General features: G+C 73.5%; 13 protein-coding genes and 1 pseudogene. 6 read left to right on the forward strand and 8 right to left on the reverse strand.

Annotated features, from left to right (window positions below; genetic code table 11):
• Window positions 1-157: 157 nt before the first annotated feature.
• A complete protein-coding gene (locus ACIPLC_RS37200; protein WP_400477491.1) occupies window positions 158-2,326 on the reverse strand; it encodes a DEAD/DEAH box helicase in 2,169 nt (722 codons plus the stop codon).
• An 85-nt stretch (window positions 2,327-2,411) separates the two neighbouring features.
• On the opposite strand from ACIPLC_RS37200, the gene ACIPLC_RS37205 reads away from it, so the two are divergent.
• On the forward strand, window positions 2,412-2,579 hold the full coding sequence (locus ACIPLC_RS37205; RefSeq protein WP_400477492.1) for a hypothetical protein: 168 nt from the start codon (window positions 2,412-2,414) through the stop codon (window positions 2,577-2,579).
• Window positions 2,580-2,901: 322 nt separating this feature from the next.
• Here ACIPLC_RS37205 and ACIPLC_RS37210 read toward each other — a convergent pair.
• Window positions 2,902-4,113 (reverse strand): annotated as a pseudogene (locus ACIPLC_RS37210) (DUF885 domain-containing protein); the annotation flags it as partial.
• Between the two features lie 390 nt (window positions 4,114-4,503).
• Here ACIPLC_RS37210 and ACIPLC_RS37215 point away from each other — a divergent pair.
• On the forward strand, window positions 4,504-5,649 hold the full coding sequence (locus ACIPLC_RS37215) for an NADH:flavin oxidoreductase (protein WP_400477493.1): 1,146 nt from the start codon (window positions 4,504-4,506) through the stop codon (window positions 5,647-5,649).
• A gap of 148 nt (window positions 5,650-5,797) precedes the next feature.
• Here ACIPLC_RS37215 and ACIPLC_RS37220 read toward each other — a convergent pair whose 3' ends face one another.
• The gene (locus ACIPLC_RS37220; RefSeq protein WP_400477494.1) at window positions 5,798-8,419 is read right to left on the reverse strand and encodes a SpoIIE family protein phosphatase; all 2,622 of its coding nucleotides are present in this window, start codon (window positions 8,417-8,419) and stop codon (window positions 5,798-5,800) included.
• 631 nt (window positions 8,420-9,050) lie between these two features.
• Between ACIPLC_RS37220 and ACIPLC_RS37225 the strand changes: the two genes are divergently transcribed.
• Together ACIPLC_RS37225 and ACIPLC_RS37230 are read left to right on the forward strand one after the other, a co-directional pair.
• On the forward strand, window positions 9,051-9,917 hold the full coding sequence (locus ACIPLC_RS37225; protein ID WP_400477495.1) for a hypothetical protein: 867 nt from the start codon (window positions 9,051-9,053) through the stop codon (window positions 9,915-9,917).
• On the forward strand, window positions 9,914-11,413 hold the full coding sequence (locus tag ACIPLC_RS37230) for an NADH-ubiquinone oxidoreductase-F iron-sulfur binding region domain-containing protein (RefSeq protein WP_400477496.1): 1,500 nt from the start codon (window positions 9,914-9,916) through the stop codon (window positions 11,411-11,413). The genes ACIPLC_RS37225 and ACIPLC_RS37230 overlap by 4 nt, the downstream gene beginning before the upstream one ends.
• A gap of 131 nt (window positions 11,414-11,544) precedes the next feature.
• On the opposite strand, the gene ACIPLC_RS37235 is transcribed toward ACIPLC_RS37230, so the two are convergent.
• Window positions 11,545-12,888 carry a GH1 family beta-glucosidase gene (locus ACIPLC_RS37235; RefSeq protein WP_400477497.1) on the reverse strand — a complete coding sequence of 448 codons (1,344 nt, stop codon included), beginning with the start codon at window positions 12,886-12,888 and terminating at the stop codon, window positions 11,545-11,547.
• A gap of 244 nt (window positions 12,889-13,132) precedes the next feature.
• Between ACIPLC_RS37235 and ACIPLC_RS37240 the strand changes: the two genes are divergently transcribed.
• On the forward strand, window positions 13,133-13,357 hold the full coding sequence (locus ACIPLC_RS37240; RefSeq protein WP_400477498.1) for a hypothetical protein: 225 nt from the start codon (window positions 13,133-13,135) through the stop codon (window positions 13,355-13,357).
• 167 nt (window positions 13,358-13,524) lie between these two features.
• On the opposite strand, the gene ACIPLC_RS37245 is transcribed toward ACIPLC_RS37240, so the two are convergent.
• From ACIPLC_RS37245 to ACIPLC_RS37260, 4 genes are all read right to left on the reverse strand, one after another.
• Window positions 13,525-14,922: an NAD(P)/FAD-dependent oxidoreductase gene (locus tag ACIPLC_RS37245; RefSeq protein ID WP_400477499.1), complete on the reverse strand. Its 1,398-nt coding sequence runs from the start codon at window positions 14,920-14,922 to the stop codon at window positions 13,525-13,527.
• Window positions 14,919-16,307, reverse strand: a complete 1,389-nt coding sequence (locus ACIPLC_RS37250; RefSeq protein ID WP_400477500.1) for a cytochrome P450 — start codon at window positions 16,305-16,307, stop codon at window positions 14,919-14,921. Before ACIPLC_RS37250 ends, ACIPLC_RS37245 begins: the two co-directional genes overlap by 4 nt.
• Entirely contained in the window at window positions 16,304-17,437 is a 1,134-nt protein-coding gene (locus ACIPLC_RS37255; protein WP_400477501.1) for a terpene synthase family protein, read from the reverse strand. The genes ACIPLC_RS37250 and ACIPLC_RS37255 overlap by 4 nt, the downstream gene beginning before the upstream one ends.
• A gap of 270 nt (window positions 17,438-17,707) precedes the next feature.
• Window positions 17,708-18,052, reverse strand: coding sequence for a S26 family signal peptidase (locus tag ACIPLC_RS37260; protein WP_400477502.1), 345 nt, complete (start codon window positions 18,050-18,052; stop codon window positions 17,708-17,710).
• 142 nt (window positions 18,053-18,194) lie between these two features.
• Here ACIPLC_RS37260 and cpt point away from each other — a divergent pair, with 142 nt between their 5' ends.
• The gene (gene cpt, locus ACIPLC_RS37265; protein WP_400477503.1) at window positions 18,195-18,761 is read left to right on the forward strand and encodes a chloramphenicol phosphotransferase CPT; all 567 of its coding nucleotides are present in this window, start codon (window positions 18,195-18,197) and stop codon (window positions 18,759-18,761) included.
• Window positions 18,762-18,923: the final 162 nt, after the last annotated feature.

The raw sequence follows: 18,923 nt of genomic DNA on the forward strand, positions 1-18,923 counted from the left end.
CCAGCCCGAACCAGGACGTGGTGTTTCGAAAGGATTGGCCGCCCCGGGACCGTCCGCGCCGATGCGTGTCCGGTGCTCCCTGCCAAGCGACTGGGTGACAGTACCCCTACTCGGCGCCCGAAACAAATGCCCAGCACCGTTGGCAGTCGTCCGGCGGTCATCCGGTGGTCATCCGGGCGAGGCGCAGTTGTTCCTCCTCCACGATCAGCGCCGCCAGCGACTGCTCCGAGACGTCGACCGCTTCAGGAGTCGATTCGGCCACGTCGCTGCGGCGCGCGTAGTCGTCGAACAATCGGCTCTTCGCGCGAAGAATCTCCACCATCCGCTGGTCGACGCTGTCCACGGCCAACAATCGGTGCACCTGCACACGCCGGACCTGGCCCATTCGATGGGCTCTGGCTATCGCCTGGCTCTCCATGGTGGGCTTCACCTGAGGTTCGCAGAGGATGACGACCGACGCCGCTTGGATGTTCAGTCCCACGCCTCCGGCCTGGATCTGGCTCAGCAGCACCGCGTGGCCCTGCGCGGCAGCGAACCCGTCCACCACGTCCTGCCGTCGGACGGCGGCCAGGCCGCCGTCGACCGGGCCGAAAGCACGCTGCCCCAGAGCGTCCTGGACCACCTTCAGAACGTCCCGGAAGAACGAGAAGACAACGACCTTCAACCCGTTCTCCGCAGCCTCGTCGACGACTTCCATCAGCCGCAGCAGCTTCGCCGACCCTGCCGGATCCGCGTACGCGGCACGGCGCATGGCCATGAAGTTCCCCTCGGCGACCGCCGAACGGTAGGCGACGAGATCGGACGCCGACAACTCCTCCCATTCGTCGACATGGACGACGTCGGGGAGTTCCGTAAGGACATCCTGCTGGTTGCGACGCAGGTAGGCCGGTGCAACCGCCCTGCGGAACGACGTCGGCCCCGCAGCGGCCGAACTGCTGTGGATTCCGGGCAGGAGATCAGGCTGCAGATAGCGAACCAGGTTCCGGAACTCCTCCACCCGGTTCTCCATCGGGGTGCCGGTGAGGAACAGGACGCGGTCGACGCGATCGGTCCACTCGGCCACCGCCTGAGATCGCTTGGTGCTGTGGTTCTTGACGTAGTGGGCCTCGTCCACCACGACCATGCCGACCGGGACCTCTGCCGGGACCTCCAGGCGACGGAGTCCGTCGAAGGTCACGACGGCGACGCCGCCGCTCCGGAGCCATTCGGCGCGCGCCGCCTCCTTCTCCTCGCCATGGAGGCGGAACGCCCTCAACGTGCTGCGTGACTCGATCTCCCGGACCCAGTTGATGAGGACGCTGGCCGGGCAGACGACGAGGAAGTGCGCGCTCCCGTGCGCCCGGAGATGCGCGAGCGCGGCAATCGCCTGGATGGTCTTCCCGAGGCCCATCTCGTCACCGATGATCACCCGCTTCTGCGCGAGGGCGAAGCGGGCACCGAACGCCTGGTAGCCACGGAGCGAGACCTTGCACCGGGTGTCGTTCAGCGGCTCGGCCCGGACCCGGTCCGACAGGTTCTCCGGAAGGAAACCCTCGGAGGCGGTGACCCCGTCGGAACCGAATTCGGCGATCTCGCCGAGGACGCCGTAGAACTCGGCCGAGCGGACTTCGAAGTCCGCCCAGGCCTCGATGTCCGTAGCCAGTGGGCGCAGGAGGTCCACCGACGCCTGGGCGAAGAGCATGGACGTCCCCTGGCCCTCCGTCTCCGCGACCAGAGCGTCCAACCGATCGACCGCGGCGAACGCCTCCTGTCTGCGCTGCCGCCCGACGAACAGGCCTCTGACAACGCCCCGGACCGGCTGGGCGGCAGCGATCAGGGCGGCGGCCTCGCCGACGACACGCTCCGCCAGCTCCCTGGCCCGTCTCGCATCGGGCCCGGCGGCGACCAGCCGATGGAGTGCGACGACCAGCGCGGTGCCGGCCGCATCCTGCCGGTCGACGTCCAGCCGGATCGCCACGGCCTGCTCTGCGGCCCGCGCGATCTGCCCGGCAGCGGCGATGGCCTGGGCAGCGCTCTGGGCGCCGATTCCGGGCAGCAGTCGGAGCGTGTCGGTCGTGGCGTCCACCACCTGCCGCACGGTCCTGATCCCGGCGGCCTCCAACGCGCCGACGCGCAGACGCCCCTCGGTGACGTCCTTCAGCCGAGCCACGGGGATGGCGTCCAGTTCGGCACTGACCAACCGGCCCCTCAGGCCGGCCGCGGCCTGACGCGCGTACTCGACGGCACCCTGATGATCGTCGACGACCGCGCGGGCGACGGCCCGGAGCCGCTCCCCGTCCGCGAGGACGGCCTTGGGCTTCCGGACGGCCCGCTGCCTCTCTCCCACCTACGGCTCCCGTCCCGACTCGACCGTGCGGCGCCCTCTCCGGGCCTCCACATGATTCCATCCGGGCACCGCCGACCACCTCGAATTGTCCGACTCGGCCCAGGGCCGCCCGGCGGCTGTGCTGAAGACGAAGCCCTTCCACCGCAACCGCCGGAGCAGCGCCCTACCGGCCGACGGTCAGCGCAGGACCCTGATGGCCATGACCGAGTCGTCCTGGCTCAGCGAGACCGGCCCGCCCTCCGGCCGCACGTGATACCCGGGCACCACTCGGGGCTTCTCCCTCCCCGGTTCCCCACCCGAGGTCGATTCCCGGTACCACCGCGTGGTCCTCCGACGGGCAGTCCAGGTCGATCCCACCGACTCCGGAGGGGAGGTCCCCCGGGGTCTCCAGCAAGTGGACGGTGATGGGGTCCTTGCCCGGGATCTCCCTGCCGAACACCATGGCCGGCGTCCCGTCCGGCCTGCCGATGTGCACCGCCTCGACGTGCGCTGCCGCAGTGGACGACTGGGCGTGCACCTGCGCCGCCTTGCCGTGCCGCCCCTTGCAGGCGACGAGCACGGTGATCACACGGCGGTCACAGGGCTGCCAGGGCTGTGTCCAGGTCGTCCAGGCCGAGGGAGCCCTGCCGCAGGGCCTTCATGTGCCAGCGCTTGAGGTCGAACTCAGTGCCCAGCCTGCGGCGGGCCGCCTCGCGGCCGGCCAACCAGGCGCGCTCGCCGAGTTTGTAGCCGATGGCCTGGCCGGGCCAGCCGAGGTAGCGGACGATCTCACTGTGCAGGTGGGCGGGCGCCAAACTGACGTAGTCGGCCATGAAGGCCGTGGCCAGCTCCGGGGTCCAGCGCTCGCCCGGGTGGAACGGGGAGCCCGCCGGGATGGCGCTCTCCACGTGCAGACCGATGTCGACGATGACGCGGGCGACGCGCATCATCTGCTTGCCGAGGTAGCCGAGGCGGCGTCCGGGATCGGTGAGGAACCCGAGCTCGTCCATCAACCGCTCCGCGTACAGGGCCCAGCCCTCCACGTTGGCGCTGATCTTGCCGAGGGTGACCTGGTAGCGGGACAGTTGCTCCGCCGCCGCGGTCCAGGAGGCGAGCTGCAGATGGTGCCCGGGAACGCCCTCGTGGTACCAGGTGCTGACCAGGCGCCAGGTGCGGAACCGCTCCTGCGCGTCGCCGTTGGCCAGCGGAAGGAAGGTCCGGCCCGGGCGGGCGAAGTCGAGGCTCGGCCCGCTGTAGTACGGTGCGGCCGCGCTGCCGGCCGGGGCGATCCGGGTCTCGACCCGGCGCAGCGGGCCGGTGAGGTCGAAGTGGCGCCCGTCGAGTGCCTCGATCGCGTCGTCCGTGAGCTGTTGCAGCCAGCCGCGCATCTGCTCGGCGCCGTGCACGGTGTGTCCGTGTTCGTCCAGGTGGGCCCGGGCCTCCTGGACGGTGGCGCCGGGCAGCACCCGTTCGGCCTCCGTACGCAGTTCGGCCCAGACCCGGTGGAACTCCTCCCAGGCCCAGTCGTAGGTCTCGTCCAGGTCCAGGTCGGCGCCGGTGTAGCGGCGGGCCCCGAGCAGGTAGCGCTCGCGGCCGACGGCGTCGGGCGTGCCTTCCGCAGCAGGTCGGTAGCTCTCTCGGAGCCAGTCCCGGAACGCGGCCACGGCGGCGGTCGCCTCGTTCGCGGCGGTGTCCAGTTCGGGGCGGAGCCGCTGCGAGGCGGGGGCGACGTGGACGAGGCCGTGGACGCGCACGAGGCCGGTGGCCAGGGCCGAAGCGGTGGTGGTAGCCCTCGGCCCGTCGAGCAGGCTGTCATGCTATCCGTGCCGGTGGTCAGCCAGGTCCTCGAGGAGGAAGCCGGCGACCACCTCCGCGACCACTGCGGTGGGCAGTTCGGCCATGGGGTCGACGAGTGCCCGGTCCCAGGGGGCGGGCGTGAGGCGCCCCGGATCGGGGCCCACGGAACCCCGGGCACGGCGGCCCGGTGGTCGTCGGAGGCCATCCGCCAGGGGAGGGCTCCGGTAGCCACCACCCTGCGGGCGACAGGGCGCAGGGGCAGGGCCGCCCCCGCCGGCGTACCGTGGCGCGGATCACAGCGGGTCCCGCCTGATCGGTGAAATGCGGAGGATGCCGGGGCGGTTGGCACGGACGACCGCTGCCGCCCCGGCGCACACCACCGCTACCCGCGAGGAATCCCCATGACCGTCACCGAGCCCGCCCCGGCCGCCGACCACTCCGCCGCCCGCGCGGCCGAGATCCTGTCCCGGCCCGTCACCATCAACGGGCTGACCGTGCCCAACCGCATCGTGATGGCGCCGATGACGCGCAGGTTCTCCCCCGGCGGCGTGCCCGGCGAGGACGTGCGCTCGTACTACGCCCGCCGCGCCGCCGCGGGCGTCGGCCTGATCGTCACCGAGGGAACGTACGTCGGCCACGAGTCCGCCGGCCAGAGCGACGACATCCCGCGCTTCCACGGCGAGGAGCAGCTGGCCGGGTGGGCCCGTGTCGCCGAGGACGTCCACGCGGCGGGCGGCACCATCGTGCCGCAGCTCTGGCACATCGGCATGGTGCGCAAGCAGGGCGACCCGCCGTTCGCCGACGCCCCCGCCGTCGGCCCGTCCGGCATCCGGCTGGACGGCGCCGAGGGCACGGGGCGGGCGATGACCAGGGCCGACCTGGACGCCGTCATCGGCGCGTTCGCCGAGGCCGCCGCGGCCGCCGAGCGGATCGGCTTCGACGGCGTCGAGCTGCACGGCGCCCACGGCTACCTGCTCGACCAGTTCCTGTGGGCGGGCACCAACCGCCGTACCGACGCCTACGGCGGCGACCCGGTCGCCCGGACGAAGTTCACGGCCGAGCTCGTCGCCGCGGTGCGCGAGGCCGTCTCCCCGGAATTCCCGGTGATCTTCCGCTACTCGCAGTGGAAGTCGGAGAACTACGAGGCCCGCCTCGCCGAGACCCCCCAGGAACTGGAGGCGATCCTCGCCCCGCTCGCCGAGGCCGGTGTCGACGCCTTCCACGCCTCGACCCGCCGCTACTGGGTCCCCGAGTTCGACGGCTCGGACCTCAACCTGGCCGGCTGGACCAGGAAGCTCACCGGCCGCACCGCCATCACCGTCGGTTCGGTCGGCCTCGACGGCGACTTCGTCAGCGCCTTCATGGGCGAGGGCGCCCCGCTCCAGAGCCTCGACAACCTGCTCGACCGGCTGGAGCGCGACGAGTTCGACCTGGTCGCCGTCGGCCGCGCCCTCCTCCAGGACCCGCAGTGGGCGGCCAAGGTCCTCTCCGGCCGCTTCGCCGACCTGCTCCCCTACGAAGCCGCCGCGATCCAGACCCTGAGCTGACCACCACGCCCCGAGGACCGGCCGCGCGGCGAGTACAGCACGACCGGATCCCTCCGGCCTCTCACCGGGCCGCGCCGACGAGGGGCGGGAGGTACGTCCGCCGCCGCCCTCGCCCCTCGTCGACGACCCGAGCCGTCGAGGTGCTCGGTCACAGGAACTGTTCGACCCAGATGATCTTGCCTTCGGGGGTGTAGCGGACGCCCCAGCGTTCGCCGAGCCGGGCGACGAGGAACAGGCCGCGGCCGCCCTCGTCGTCAGCGACCGCGTAGCGCAGGTGCGGGGCGGTGCTGCTGGTGTCCGAGACCTCACAGATCAGCGTGCGGTCGTACAGCAGTCGCACCGTAATCGGACCGGTCGCATAGCGGATCGCGTTGGTCACCAACTCGCTGAGCACCAGCTCGGTGACGAAGACGGCCTCGTCCAGGCCCCACTCGGTGAGCTGCCGGGTGGCCTCGGCGCGGGCCTGGGCCACGGCCTCCGGAGCCGATGCCACCTCCCACTCCGCGATCCGATCGGGTGCCAGCACGCGGGTACGGGCGACGAGGACAGCGATGTCGTCGGTCTGACGGGCAGACAGCAGGGCGTCGAGCACGGCCTCGCAGACCTCCTGCGGCGATCGGCCGGGGTGGGCCAGGGAGGCGGTGAGGATGTCCAGGCCGCTACCGATGTCGCGGGTGCGGTCCTCGACCAGGCCGTCGGTGTAGAGAACCAGGCTGCTGCCCTGGGGCAGCAGCACCTCCGTTGCTTCGAAGGGCATCCCGCCCACGCCGAGCGGCGGGCCGGCGGGGAGGTCGAGGAGCTCCGCTCTGCCGTCCGGGTGGACGAGGGCGGGCGGGGGATGGCCCGCCCGGGCCAGGACACAGGTGGCATGGGTGGGGTCGTAGATGGCGTAGAGGCAGGTCGCACCGGTGATCGCGGGCGCCCCCTCGACGGCGGCGGTCTCCTGGTCGATGTGGGCGACCAGTTCGTCCAGGTGCCCGAGGAGCTCGTCCGGCGGCAGGTCGAGGGTGGAGAAGTTCTGGACCGCGGTGCGCAGGCGGCCCATGGTCGCGGCCGCGTGCAGGCCGTGGCCGACCACGTCGCCGACGACGAGGGCCACGCGGGTGCCCGGCAGCGGGATGACGTCGAACCAGTCACCGCCGACGCCTGCCTGGGCCGGCAGGTAGCGGTAGGCGATGTCGAGGGCGCTCTGCTCGGGCAACGCGCGCGGCAACAGGCTGTGCTGCAGGGTGACGGCCAGCGTGTGCTCGCGGGTGAAGCGGCGGGCGTTGTCGACGGACACGGCGGCCCGGGCGGCCAGTTCCTCGGCCAGGGACAGGTCGTCCTCCTCGAACGGACCCCTGCCCCGACGACGCCAGAAGCAGGCGGTGCCCATCACCACACCCCGTGCCGTCAGCGGAACGGCGATCAGCGACGCCAGCCCGAACTCCAGCGCCGCCTGCGTGCGCTCGGCATCCTGCTCGCGCCACCCGGCGTCGGCCGCCAGCGCGGGCACCAGCGCGGACTGCCCGTGGACGAAGACCGCCGCCTGCGGGGTGTTCCCGGCCCACCTGACCAGTTCCCCCTGGGGGTACAGCGGAGAATCGTCCCGGACGCCCGAGACCGCCACCCGCCGCAGCACCACCGGGGCGCCGACCACCAAGGTCTGCGGCTCCTCGCCGCGCAGGACCTCTTCGGCCAGGTCGACGGCGGCGTAGTCACAGAATTCCCGGGCGGCCATCCGGGCGAGCTCCTCCGCGGTGCGCCGGACGTCCAGCGTCGTACCGATGGCGACGCTCGCGTCGTACAGCAGCCTGAGCCGACCGCGGGCGACCTCGGCCTTCCCCACGAGGGCGAGCAACTCGGTGGAGTCGCGCAGGGTGGTGACGCTGCCCGGTGGGCCTCCCGCGCGGTCGGTGGGGCGGTTGTTGACGGCCAGCAGGCGGCCGCCGACGGGGAGCACCTCGTCGGTGACCACGCTGTCGGAGAGCAACAGTTCGGTCGTGCGGGGGTCGAGGCCGAGGTCGGCGACAGCACGCCCCTCCGGGTCGGGGGGCAGGTCCAGCAGCCGGCGCGCCTCGTCGTTCGCGAGCAGGACCCGGCCGTCGCCGCCGACGATGGCCACGCCCTCGCGCACCGCGTGCAGCACCGCGTCGTGGTGCTCGTACATCCGGGTCATCTCCTCCGGCCCCAAGCCGCGGGTCTGCCGCAGGAGACGCCTGCCCACCAACGCCGTACCGGCGGTGGCCAGGCCGAGCGCGACGGTGCCGGCACCCAGGACGACCGGCAACTGGCGGTTGAGCGCGCTGCTCACGTCCGCGACCTTCATCCCGGACGACACCACGCCCACGACCGCACCGTGGGAGTCCTCCACCGGGACCACCACCTGGTACTCCTGGCCGAGCGGGCCGTGCACCTGCTCGAAGGTCACGCGGCCCTCCAGCGACGGCCCGATGGTGCCGACGAACTTCTTGCCGATCTGCTCCGGCGCGGGGTGGGTGTAGCGGATGCCGTTCCGGTCGGCGACCACGATGAAGTCGACCTTGGCGCCCCTGCGGGCCGCTTCGGCCAGCGGCTGGAGCACCGCGCTGGGATCGGGGCCCTGCATCGTCGCCACCAGACCGGGGCCGTGGGCGAACGCCTCGGCCGCGGCCAGCGAGCGATCGCGCGCGGCGGCGAAGCGATCGCTGTGGGACTGGATCAGCAGCGCGACGACGCCCGCCACCACGAGCAACAGCACGATCACCACTTGCAGGACGAACATCTGACCGGCGACGCTGCGGATGTTCATCACCGACCGCAGGCGTCGCGCCGACGGCTCCTGAGGGACCGGGGGTGCGCGTCGCCGCCCACGACGGCTACCAGGTCCGCGCAGGGGCGACCGCGGTGTGGGGCCTGTGTCTCTGCCCATACGTCCATGGTCCCGCCCCGGGCACAGGCGGACACATCCGACGGGCACCTCGCGCACGGACCCCCGCACGCCACGTCCACCCGGCCCCGATCTCCGCGCGTCCGCACCGTGACTCCGTGCATTCGCACCGTGACTCCGCATGTTCGCACCGTGACTCCGCGCGCTCACACTGCGCGCCCCGGTCCGGCGAACAGGTGCTCGACGGAGCCGGGCCCCGGACCGGTCGTGGTCGTTCGACGACGCTCCGTCGCCGTCTGCGACTTCGAAGCGTGAGCCCGGTTACGTCACGCCGAGCACCTACGACGTCCGGCCGTAGGCACAGGCCGCTGCTCGGACTGCGGACAGGACCCGTGCAGGGCCCTCCTACTGCCCGGTGTCGTATTCGGGGGCCTTTGTCCCCCGGTTCGGCGCCACTGACAATGGGCGGATCCAGCCGATCCGATGCCGCTGTCGGCCCACGACCTGCCAGTCGACCCGAACGGAAGCCGAACCCACGGAAGAAGGTTTCCAGATGTCCGCACCCGCCCTTCTCGCCGGTACCGCGGTCAATGGCGCGCCGGCCGTGGCCCGCCACGTCATCGCCTTCCTGGACTACTTCGCCGGGGTCTTCACCCTGCTCTCGCTGACCGCGGCGGTCGTGTGCGGGCTGGCCGCCACCGACCGCCTGGTCCTGACGCCGCGGTTGCGGGTGGCCGTCCAGTCGGTGCACCGGGCGACCGCCGTCGCCGCGCTCGGGTTCCTGGCCGTCCACATCGCGGTCAAGGTCGCCGAGCACCACGCCGACCCGCGGAGCACCGTCCTCCCCTTCACCGGCGGCACCGCCGTCGAGGTGGGCCTGGGGACCGTCGCAGCCGACCTGCTCGTCCTGGTCGCGGCGACGGGCGCGTTTCGCGGACGGTTCGCGGGAAGTCGGCACGCCTGGCTCTGGCGTGTGATGCACGCGAGCGCGTACGCCTGCTGGCCGATCGCGCTGGCCCACGGTCTGACCGCCGGACGCGCGGCGCACGCCTGGGTCCTGTGGGGCTACGGCCTGTGTGCGGCGCTGATCGCCCTCGCCCTGTTGGTCCGGACCCTCTCCTGGCTGGGCCACCGCCGGGACGCCACCGGGCACCGGCGCCGCTCGAAGGCTCACCGGGTCGGCGCACCGTGCCCGGCCGGGCCGACCGTCTTCGCCGCACCGTCGGCACAGCACGGCGGCGGTCTGCCGACCGTCCGGAACGGCCCGCCCGTCCAGAACGGTCCGCCCGTCCAGAACGGTCCGTCCTCGGCGACGGCAGGCGTGGCAGCCCGAACCGGCACGGTGCCGCACCGACCCCGGCACGCCGCTCCGGCCGTCCCCCCGCACCTGGGGCTGGTCCAGCCCGGCGGTGGCATGTGAGCGCCCGCATCGAACTGCCGCAGGTGCGCCACCTCGGGCCGGCCCGGCTGACCGCTGGACTGGACCGCTTCCAGCGCCTCGACCTCGCCGCCCACGTCCGCGTCCACCCTCCGCTCCCCCGGTTCGCCCAGGACGACCTGCTGTACCTGGCGGAGCGCGTCGATCTGCGCGGACGCGGCGGCGCCGGCTTCCCCTTCACCCGCAAGGCCCGGGCCGCGGTGGCCGCCGCCGGCCGAACCGGGGCACGTCCGGTCATCGTGGTGAACGGATCGGAGGGCGAGCCCCCGAGTGCCAAAGACAGGATGCTGCTCGCCCGAGCTCCGCACCTCGTGCTCGACGGCGCCTGCCTCGCCGCAGCCGCCTTCGGAGCCGAGGAGATCGTCATCGGCGTCGCCAGCGGCAGCCCCGGCGAGATCTCCGTCCCCGCCGCCCTCGACGAGCGCGACCTGCCGTGCCCGGCCCGGACCGTACGCCTTCCCGAACGCTTCGTCTCGGGCGAGTCCAGCGCACTGATCCGCGGGGTCAACGGGCTTCCGGTACAACCTGCCGCTGTGAAGGCCCGCGCCGCCGAGGGCGGAACGGGAGGCGTTCGCCGGCGCCCGACGCTGCTGTCCAACGCCGAGACCTGGGCCCAGCTCGCCGTGGCCGCCCGGCTCGGCCCCGAGGCGTACGCCGCCGTCGGCACCACCACCGAACCGGGCACGGTCCTGCTGACGGTCAACCGCCCCGGGTCGGGTCCCCTGGTGGTCGAGACCCCCTTCGGGACGAGGCTGGGAGACGTACTGGACGCGTGCGGACTGCGGCCGGGCGACGGTGTGCTGGTCGGCGGCTATCACGGCGCCTGGCTGGGCCCGGCGGACGCCGCCGGTGCGCCGCTCTCGCGCACGGGCCTCGCCGAGCTCGGCGGCACCCTCGGCGCCGGTGCGATCGCCGCGCTCCCTGCCGCCACGTGCCCGCTCGGCGAGATCACCCGGGTCGCGGCCTGGCTGGCGGGCGAATCGACCGGGCAGTGCGGCCCGTGCAGGCGCGGGCTGCCCGACGCGGCCGAAGCGCTCACCACGCTGGCCACGGGCGGCGGCGGGCCGGCCGTCCTGGAGGACGTCCGGCGGGCCCTCGGCGGCGCGCAGCGTGGTGGCGCCTGCTCACACCCCGACGGCACGGCCCGCTTCGTGCTGAGCGCGCTCGACGTGTTCGCCCGGGACGTCGAGGCCCACGTCGCCGGCCCCGGATGCGGGAGGCCGGTCCTCGGCGTGCTACCGCTCCCCCGCCACGAAGGCGCACGGCTGGAGGTGGACTGGTCCCGCTGCGCCGGGCACGGGCTGTGCGGCGTACTGGCTCCCGGCCTCGTCCGGCTCGGCCCGCACGGCTATCCCACGTCGACCACCATCCCCGTCGCCCCCTGGCAGGAACACGGCGCCCGCCGGGCCGTGAACCAGTGCCCGGCACTCGCTCTGCGCATGCACCGCCCCGAGCGGGCACCCGGCCGACCCCGGTGAGCGGCCAGGCGCAACGGCCGGCGCTCGCAGTTCAGCGCCGTCCCGGAGGCACAGCTCGCCGATCGCGCCAACACGAGCGTGCGGAACCACGCCCGGGGCGAACATCCCGCCACCGGATCTGAAGACCCCGATCACTGTGCGCGCCGTACGCGCTGGGCGGCGATCAGGTCGCGGTACCAGGCGTAGGAGGCCTTCGGCGTGCGCCGCTGCGTCTCGAAGTCGACGTGAACGAGTCCGAACCGCTGGCTGAACAGTCCCTCTGCCCATTCGAAGTTGTCGAGGAGGGACCAGGTGTAGTAGCCGCGGATGTCGATGCCTTCGGCGATCGCGGCGGCGAGGGCGTCGAGGTGGGCGGACATGAAGTCGATGCGGGGCTGGTCGGGGGTGGTGGACTCGGTGACGGAGCAGCCGTTCTCGGTGATGGTGATGGGTGGGAGGGATTTGCCGTAGGTGTCGCGGAGGGAGAGGAGGAGTTGGCGGAGGGCGTCGGGGACGACGGGCCAGCCGAAGGCGGTGTGGGGGACGTCGGGGATGTCGACGAAGTCGAAGGGGAGGCCGGGGTCGGTGGGGGCGGCGATGCGGGTGGGGTTGTAGAAGTTGAGGCCGAGGCCGTCGAGGCCGGGGGCGGCGATGAGGTCGGTGTCGCCGGGGTGGATGGCGCCGTAGAGGTCGTCGGGGACGCCCAGAGCGGAGAGGTCGGGGTAGCGGCCGAGGAGGACGGGGTCGGTGAACAGGCGGTTGTGGAGGGCGTCGTACGCCTCGGCGGCGGCCGCGTCGGCGGGGTCGGCGGAGGCCGGCTGGACGGGGGTGAGGTTGTTGGAGAGCATCACCTCCAGGCCGCGTTCGTGGAGCGCCGAGGCGGCCAGGCCGTGGGCGAGGAGTTGGTGGTGGGCGGCCGGGAGGGCCTCCAGCATCAGGGTGCGGCCGGGGGCGTGGGTGCCGAGGGCGTAGCCGAAGACGGTGTGGACGAAGGGCTCGTTGAGGGTGATCCAGGCGGGGACGCGGTCGCCGAGGCGGTCGGCCATGACGGTGGCGTACTCGGCGAAGCGGTACGCGGTGTCGCGGTTCAGCCAGCCGCCGCCGTCTTCCAGGGCCTGCGGGAGGTCCCAGTGGAAGAGGGTGGGGAACGGGGTGATGCCGGCGTCGAGGAGGGCGTCCACCAGGCGGTCGTAGAAGGCGAGTCCGGCGGTGTTCACGGGACCGCTGCCCGTGGGCAGCACGCGCGGCCAGGCGATGGAGAAGCGGTAGCCGTCCAGCCCGAGGCCCTTCATCAGGGCGATGTCCTCGGGGTACCGGTGGTAGTGGTCGCAGGCCACCGCGCCCGTGTGGCCGTCGCGGACGGCTCCGGGGCGGGCGGCGAAGACGTCCCACACGGACGGGCCGCGGCCGTCCTCGTTCACCGCCCCCTCGATCTGGTAGGCGGCGGTGGCGGCGCCCCAGCGGAACCCCGTCGGCAGGTCGTAGCGGTCCGGCATGACTGCCTCCTGACGAGAACGTGAGGGGAACTCATGTTACTGGCGCGACACCGAAACACCAGAGGCCAGGCGGAGTTCCTGAGGCGCGGGACGGCGCTCCGAGGCGGTCAGGGGCGGCGTGAAGAAGACCGTCGGACGTGCCACCGGCGACCGCGCGCCATCCCACCGGGCCCCGTCCGGTGGCCGACCGCCGGGGAGGGAGGTTGCATGGGGTGACCGGGCCCCAGCGATTCGGGAGGCTACCGTGTACGAGATGTGGGCCGAGCACGATCCGGCGGGGTCACCGCCGACCGTGGTGTGGCATGTGGTGACGAAGAACGACTCGTCGACGTCCCTGTGCGGACGCTTCCTCGAACCCGCCCAGCGCGTCGCGCCGGCCGGCGACGGCGGGGAGTCGGCGGGCCCGGACCGCTACTGCGATCCGTGCCTGATCACCGTCCGCGAGGCGATGGCCGCGGCCGCCCAGTGACCGAAGCCGTCGGGTGTCCTCGGTGTTCTCCGGGACCGGGGCTCCGACCGGGCCCGGCGGCCCCGCCGCCGGGCCCGAGGTATTCGGCGGCGGCGTGAACAGGCGTGAACAGCCGTGAACAGGAGCGCGGGAAAGGGAGGTTGGGTGGTGGGGGCCGCGCTGGACGATCAGTACGGCCCGGCCAGCGCGGCCACCTCCGGGAAGCGGGCGATCGCCTGGCCGGCGGTCGGCGGGTGGGCGCGCCGGGGGCGCAGTGCGCCGAGGGCCACCGCGGGTCTGGCGAGCCGGGCGGGCCGGGCCGCGAGGGAGAACACCTCGAAGTAGGCGGCCGAGACGGCGGGGTCGGTGAGGGCCGCACCCAGCACCCGGCGGGTGTACCAGCGGGTGAACACGGCGGCGGGCCCGGCGGCGGGGGCGGGGTGGCTCGACAGCGCGTCCGGGAAGCCCTCGTCCTGGTCCTTGGCCATGTCCCAGGGAGTGTCGACGACCCTGGCGATCCGCCGCTGGATCAGCGCGCTCACCCCCGGGTACAGGCCTTCGCTGTCGAGGGCGGCCCGGATGGCGGCGGCACACTGGGCGGCGACCGTCATGCCGTGCCCGTACACCGGGTTCAGCGCCGCCACCGCGTCGCCGGTGGCGGCGAACCCGGCCAACGAGCCGCCCTCGTAGCACTCGTAGCGGCGCCGGCGGTTCAGCGTCCCGTGGCAGGTGCGGATCGGACCGAGCGGGCGGGCGGCGCGGGCGAGGTCATGGACGACCGGGTGGTCCAGCGCCTTCAGGAAGTCGTGGAACTCGCGCTCGCCCCGGGCGGGTTCGCCGCCCCGGGTGCCGGAGAGCGTGACGATCCAGCGGCCGTCCTCGATCGGGATGATGGTGGCGCCCCGCCCGGGACGACCGCGCCCCGGGACGGGCACGATGCTCACCACCGGGAAGCCCTCGTTTCCGCCCGGCGTCTCGAACACCCGGGCGGCATAGGCGAGTCCGGCGTCCACCGTCTCCTCGCACAGCCCGTCGACCCCCAGGGCGCGCAGCCACTCCGGGGCGCGGGAGCGACGGCCGGTCGCGTCCACGACCAGGTCGGCCCGCAGGGTCTCGCGCGAGCCGTCCGGGTTCTCGATGTGGACGCCGACGATCCGGCCCGGGCCGCCCACCAGTCCGAGGACGGAGGTCCGTTCGCGGACCGTCACGTTCGCCAGCTCGCGCAGCCGCCTCCGGACGACGTGGTCGAGCAGGTGCCGGCTGCAGGCGATCAGGTAGGCCGGCGAGTCGAAGCCCTGGAGCCAGCCCGGCCCGAGGCGCATCAGCAGGCCGGCGGGGATGGAGCGGTAGTGGGCGCCGGCGGTGAGCAGGGCGTCGAGCGTTCCCGGCAGGACGGCCTCGACGGCGTCCGCGCCGCCGCCGAGCAGGATGTGGCTGAACTCGCCCTGCGGCAGGCCCCGGCGCGGGCCGGGCAGGACGGGCAGGACGTCCTGTTCGAGGACGGTGACGTTCCGGGCGTGCGGCGCCAGGGCGGCGGCCGCCAGCGTGCCGGCCAGGCCGCCGCCGAGGACGAGGGCCGTGCTCACCCGGCGGCTCCGGTGCGGACGAGGCCGTCCCGGCGGGTCGCGCGCATCCACACCGGGCCGGGGCGCAGCGTGGCGAGCGGCAACTCGCGGACGGTCCGGCCGGGGACGTGCTCCAGCCGCCAGGTCCGCATGATCGTGGCGAGCAGCAGGACGGACTCGGTCATGCCGAACTGCTCGCCGACGCAGCGGCGCGGTCCCGCGCCGAAGCCGATGAACGGGCCGCGTTGCGGGTGGACGCCCACCCACCGCTCGGGGTCGAAGCGGTCGGGGTCGGGGAACAGGGCGGGCTGGCGGTGCAGGAGGTAGGGGCTGTAGACGACCGTGGTGCCCTCGCGCAGGCGGTGCGCGCCGAGCTCGGTGTCGGTGCTGGTGACGCGGGTGAGCAGCCAGCCCGGGGAGTACAGCCGGACGGCCTCGCGGACGACCCGGGCGGTCAGTTCCAGCCCGTCCACGCTCGCCGCCGTGCCGGCCGACGTGTCGCCCGCCGTGGCGGCGTTCACCTCGGCCTCGGCCGCGTCCGCCTGAGTCGCGCCCACGTCGGCTGCGTCCACCTCGGCCCGGACCCGGTCGGCGATGTCCGGGTGCTGGGCGAGCAGGTGCAGGGCCCACACGGTGGAGTTGGCGATGGTGTCGAAGCCGGCCGCGAAGATCGTCATCACCTGGTCGGCGACCTCCGCGTTCGAGAGCCGCTGACCGTTCGCGTCGGCGGCCACCAGCGTCGACACCAGGTCGCCCCGGTCCTCCGGGTCCGCGCGGTAGGCGGTGACGACCGCGTCGACCAGGCGCGCCAGCCGGGTGCGGGCGGCGTCGTAGCGGCGGTTGGCCGGCAGCGGGATCCGGTTGAGCCGGTGGGGCAGCAGCATGCGCCGGTAGGAGCCGCCGATCAGCAGCACGAAGTCGTCGACGGTCTCCTGGAGGCCGGTGAACGGCAGCCGGGTGAACAGGGTCGAGACCAGACTGCGCCCGGCGGCCAGGCTCAACTCGGCGGTGAGGTCGACCTCCTGCCCGTCGCACCAGGATCCGGCGAGCCATCGGGCCTCCCGGGCCATCACCTCCGTGTACCGCGCGATCCGGTCGGCGCGGAAGGCGGGCTGGACGTAGCGGCGCTGGCGGCGGTGGTCGGCGTGGGGGCAGGTCACCAGGCCGTTGCCGGCGAAGTCGCGGACCCGGTCGAACAGGAACCCGCCCTTGTCGAAGACCCGGTCCTCGCGCAGGACGTGCCGGGTCAGCTCCAGGTCGCAGACCACCACCGCCGAGACCGGCCCCAGCCTGATCTGGACGAGGCCGCCGTGCCGGGGCAGGGAACGCAGGAACGCCAGCGGGTCGCGCAGGAACGGCACCAGGTGCCCGAGCAGCGGCAGCCCACCGGGCGGACGGGGGATCATCGAGGTGACTCCGTACGGTAGCGGGCGGCCGTCGCCGTCCAGTGGATGAGCGCGCGGGTGAAGCGGACCAGCCCGAGGGCGAAGGCCCGCACCTCGCCCGGCCACGACGGATCACGGGCGATGCCGTCCGCCAGGAACTCCAGCGTCGTCGACTCGGCCTCGCACAGCGCCCCGAGCCGGGCCGACGCCTCCTCGGGGGCCAGGCCCTCGTGGACGGTGAACGCGTGCAGCAGGTTCTTGCCGTTCCCGGCGGCGGACTCCCCCTCGGCGGAGTAGAAGTCGTTGACCCAGCAGACGACGTGGTTGAAGCGCATCAGCAGGTCCGCCACGCGCGGGTGGCGGAACACCTCGTCGGCGAGGTCCAGGCCGTGGGCGAGCTCGATCCACCCCGCCGCGCAGGACACGGCGCCGTCCTGGTCCCGTTGGCGCAGGTACTCGGGGACGGTCTGCACGGCGCCGGCCGGGGCGGCGGCTCCGAGGTCGCGGAAGGAGGCGTCGTCGAGGGCGGAGGCGCCGAGCGAGACATCGTCGAGGACGGAGGCGCCGAGGGAGGCGTCGCCGGGCGAGGCCTCGTCGAGGTAGCCGAGCGAGGTGTCCAGGTACGCGCGGAAGTGCGCCGCGTAGCGCACCCGCCACTGCGGCGGCGTCAGTCCGGCCGTCTCGCGCCACAGCACCGCGAACGCCTCGACGAGTGCGTCGCCGGGCGGCTCGACGCCATCCGAGCCGCCGTCCAGGCCGCCAGTCGGCTTGCCACCCGGGCCGCCGTCCAGGATGTCCGTGAGCGCCCGGACGGTCCGCCGGGCCGCCGCGACGGGCCGGCCGATCCACTGCTCGTCGAAGCGGTCGTCGAGGATCCAGGTGAGCACCAGCCACTTCGCCGCCGCGACCAGCCGCGGCCCCCGGGGGACGTCGCCCCACGCCTCCACCACCAGATCCAGGTGGCCCTGCGCCAGGAACTCCTGGACGTCCCCGCCGAGCACGCCGCTCGCCACCAGCCACGCCCCGACCTCCTGGCGGAGGACGGAGGCCTCGCCGTGCGGTACCGGTCTGCCGACCCCCGCGAGGAGGGCCGGGCCTCCGGGGGGCTCGGCGGTGAGGCCGCACCTGCTGCGGGACGGCGAAATGCCCATGCCCGTGCTCCCCCTTGCTCGCCACCTCCGACCGGCCGGTCGGAGAAGGACCAGTCTGGCCAGCCACCGCGACTGTTCAAAGCGCAACCATCGCTTTTCCCCCGCACGAGTGATCACGCCGTCACCACATCGACACGGACCGTGACCGAACCCCGCGTGCCGTCCGGCCCCGCAGCAGGGGCCGCGTCAGCCCGGATACGCCTCAGTGCCCTGGGTGCCGGGGAGTCGACTCCGCAGGGCGGACGGCCGTCGGCCGCGCCACGGCACGCCCTACCCCAGGCTCTTGCCCGCGGCGCCGGGGCGGGCGAGCCCGTCGACCGACACACAGATGCCGAAGACCCGGTCGTGGCTGGTCCAGCCGTTGACGCGGCCGCGGTTGTTGCTGATCTGCACGCGCCTCCTGGCCGGGTCGAGGGCGGAGACCAGGTGCAGGTACACCGTGCCGGCGACGCGGGCGAGGACGATGTCCCCCGGCTCCAGCTTCGCCGGGTCGACCGGGGCGACGGCCACCAGTTGCCGACTCCGGATCAGCGGGACCATCGAGGAACCGCTCGGCCGGAACTCGACGGTGGCCCCGCCCGCGACCCTCACCGCTACCGCATCCAATGCACCCATCCGGGGAGCGTGACAGGTCCAGCCGAACTACTCCACCGGTTTTCGCCCCCGCCCTCCCGGCCCCGGACACCCCGGCCCGCCGGGAGGCCCGGGCGTCCAATATTCGGTTGGGGCCTGGTGCCGGGGTGGCTACGGTGGCGGGATGGCGACTCAGGTGATTGTGCTGAACGGCGGTTCCAGCTCGGGCAAGTCCGGGATCGCCCGGTGTCTGCAGGCGGTGCTGCCGGAGCCCTGGCTGACGGTCGGGGTCGACACCCTGGTCGAGGCGATGCCCGCGTCGATGCAGGATACGGACGGGGGCATCGGCTTCGCGGCTGATGGCGGGGTCAGCATCGGGCCGAGGTTCCGGGCCTTGGAGGCGGCGTGGACCGCGGGGGTCGCGGCCATGGCGCGGGCGGGCGCGCGGGTGATCCTCGACGAGGTCTTCCTCGGCCAGGCGGAGTCCCAACTCCGCTGGGAGAAGGAGCTCGTGGGCCTGGACGTGCTGTGGGTCGGGGTCCGCTGCGAGGCGGCGGTGGCCGCCGGCCGGGAGCTCGCCCGGGGGGACCGGATCCGGGGGATGGCCGAGTCGCAGGCGGAGCTGGTCCACCAGGGCGTGCGCTACGACCTGGAGGTGGACACCTCGCGCACCGAGTCGCTGGAGTGCGCGCGGAGGATCGCCGCCCACCTCGGAGCCGCCCACCTCGGAGCCGCCCGCGTCGACGGGTGACCCGGGCGGCGGCCCCGGCCGACTCGACGTCGGCCAGGGCCAGGACCAGGACCAGGACCAGGACCAGGGCTAGGTTCTGTCCGCGCGATCATGAGCGGAGCCAGATGGCCAGTGCGGCGACCGTGACTGTGCCGAGAAAGACGTACACGCGTTTGTCGTACC

Origin of the sequence: Kitasatospora sp. NPDC086801 (assembly GCF_044745805.1) — a bacterium.
GTDB lineage: Bacteria > Actinomycetota > Actinomycetes > Streptomycetales > Streptomycetaceae > Kitasatospora.

What these genes read in the sequence shown, in the direction of transcription:
- ACIPLC_RS37215 (WP_400477493.1), top strand. Translation starts at nt 4,504, where the DNA reads ATGACCGTCACCGAGCCCGCCCCGGCCGCCGACCACTCCGCCGCCCGC.
- ACIPLC_RS37220 (WP_400477494.1), bottom strand. Translation starts at nt 8,419, where the DNA reads ATGAACATCCGCAGCGTCGCCGGTCAGATGTTCGTCCTGCAAGTGGTG.
- ACIPLC_RS37225 (WP_400477495.1), top strand. Translation starts at nt 9,051, where the DNA reads ATGTCCGCACCCGCCCTTCTCGCCGGTACCGCGGTCAATGGCGCGCCG.
- ACIPLC_RS37235 (WP_400477497.1), bottom strand. Translation starts at nt 12,888, where the DNA reads ATGCCGGACCGCTACGACCTGCCGACGGGGTTCCGCTGGGGCGCCGCC.
- ACIPLC_RS37250 (WP_400477500.1), bottom strand. Translation starts at nt 16,307, where the DNA reads ATGATCCCCCGTCCGCCCGGTGGGCTGCCGCTGCTCGGGCACCTGGTG.
- ACIPLC_RS37255 (WP_400477501.1), bottom strand. Translation starts at nt 17,437, where the DNA reads ATGGGCATTTCGCCGTCCCGCAGCAGGTGCGGCCTCACCGCCGAGCCC.
- ACIPLC_RS37260 (WP_400477502.1), bottom strand. Translation starts at nt 18,052, where the DNA reads ATGGGTGCATTGGATGCGGTAGCGGTGAGGGTCGCGGGCGGGGCCACC.
- cpt (WP_400477503.1), top strand. Translation starts at nt 18,195, where the DNA reads ATGGCGACTCAGGTGATTGTGCTGAACGGCGGTTCCAGCTCGGGCAAG.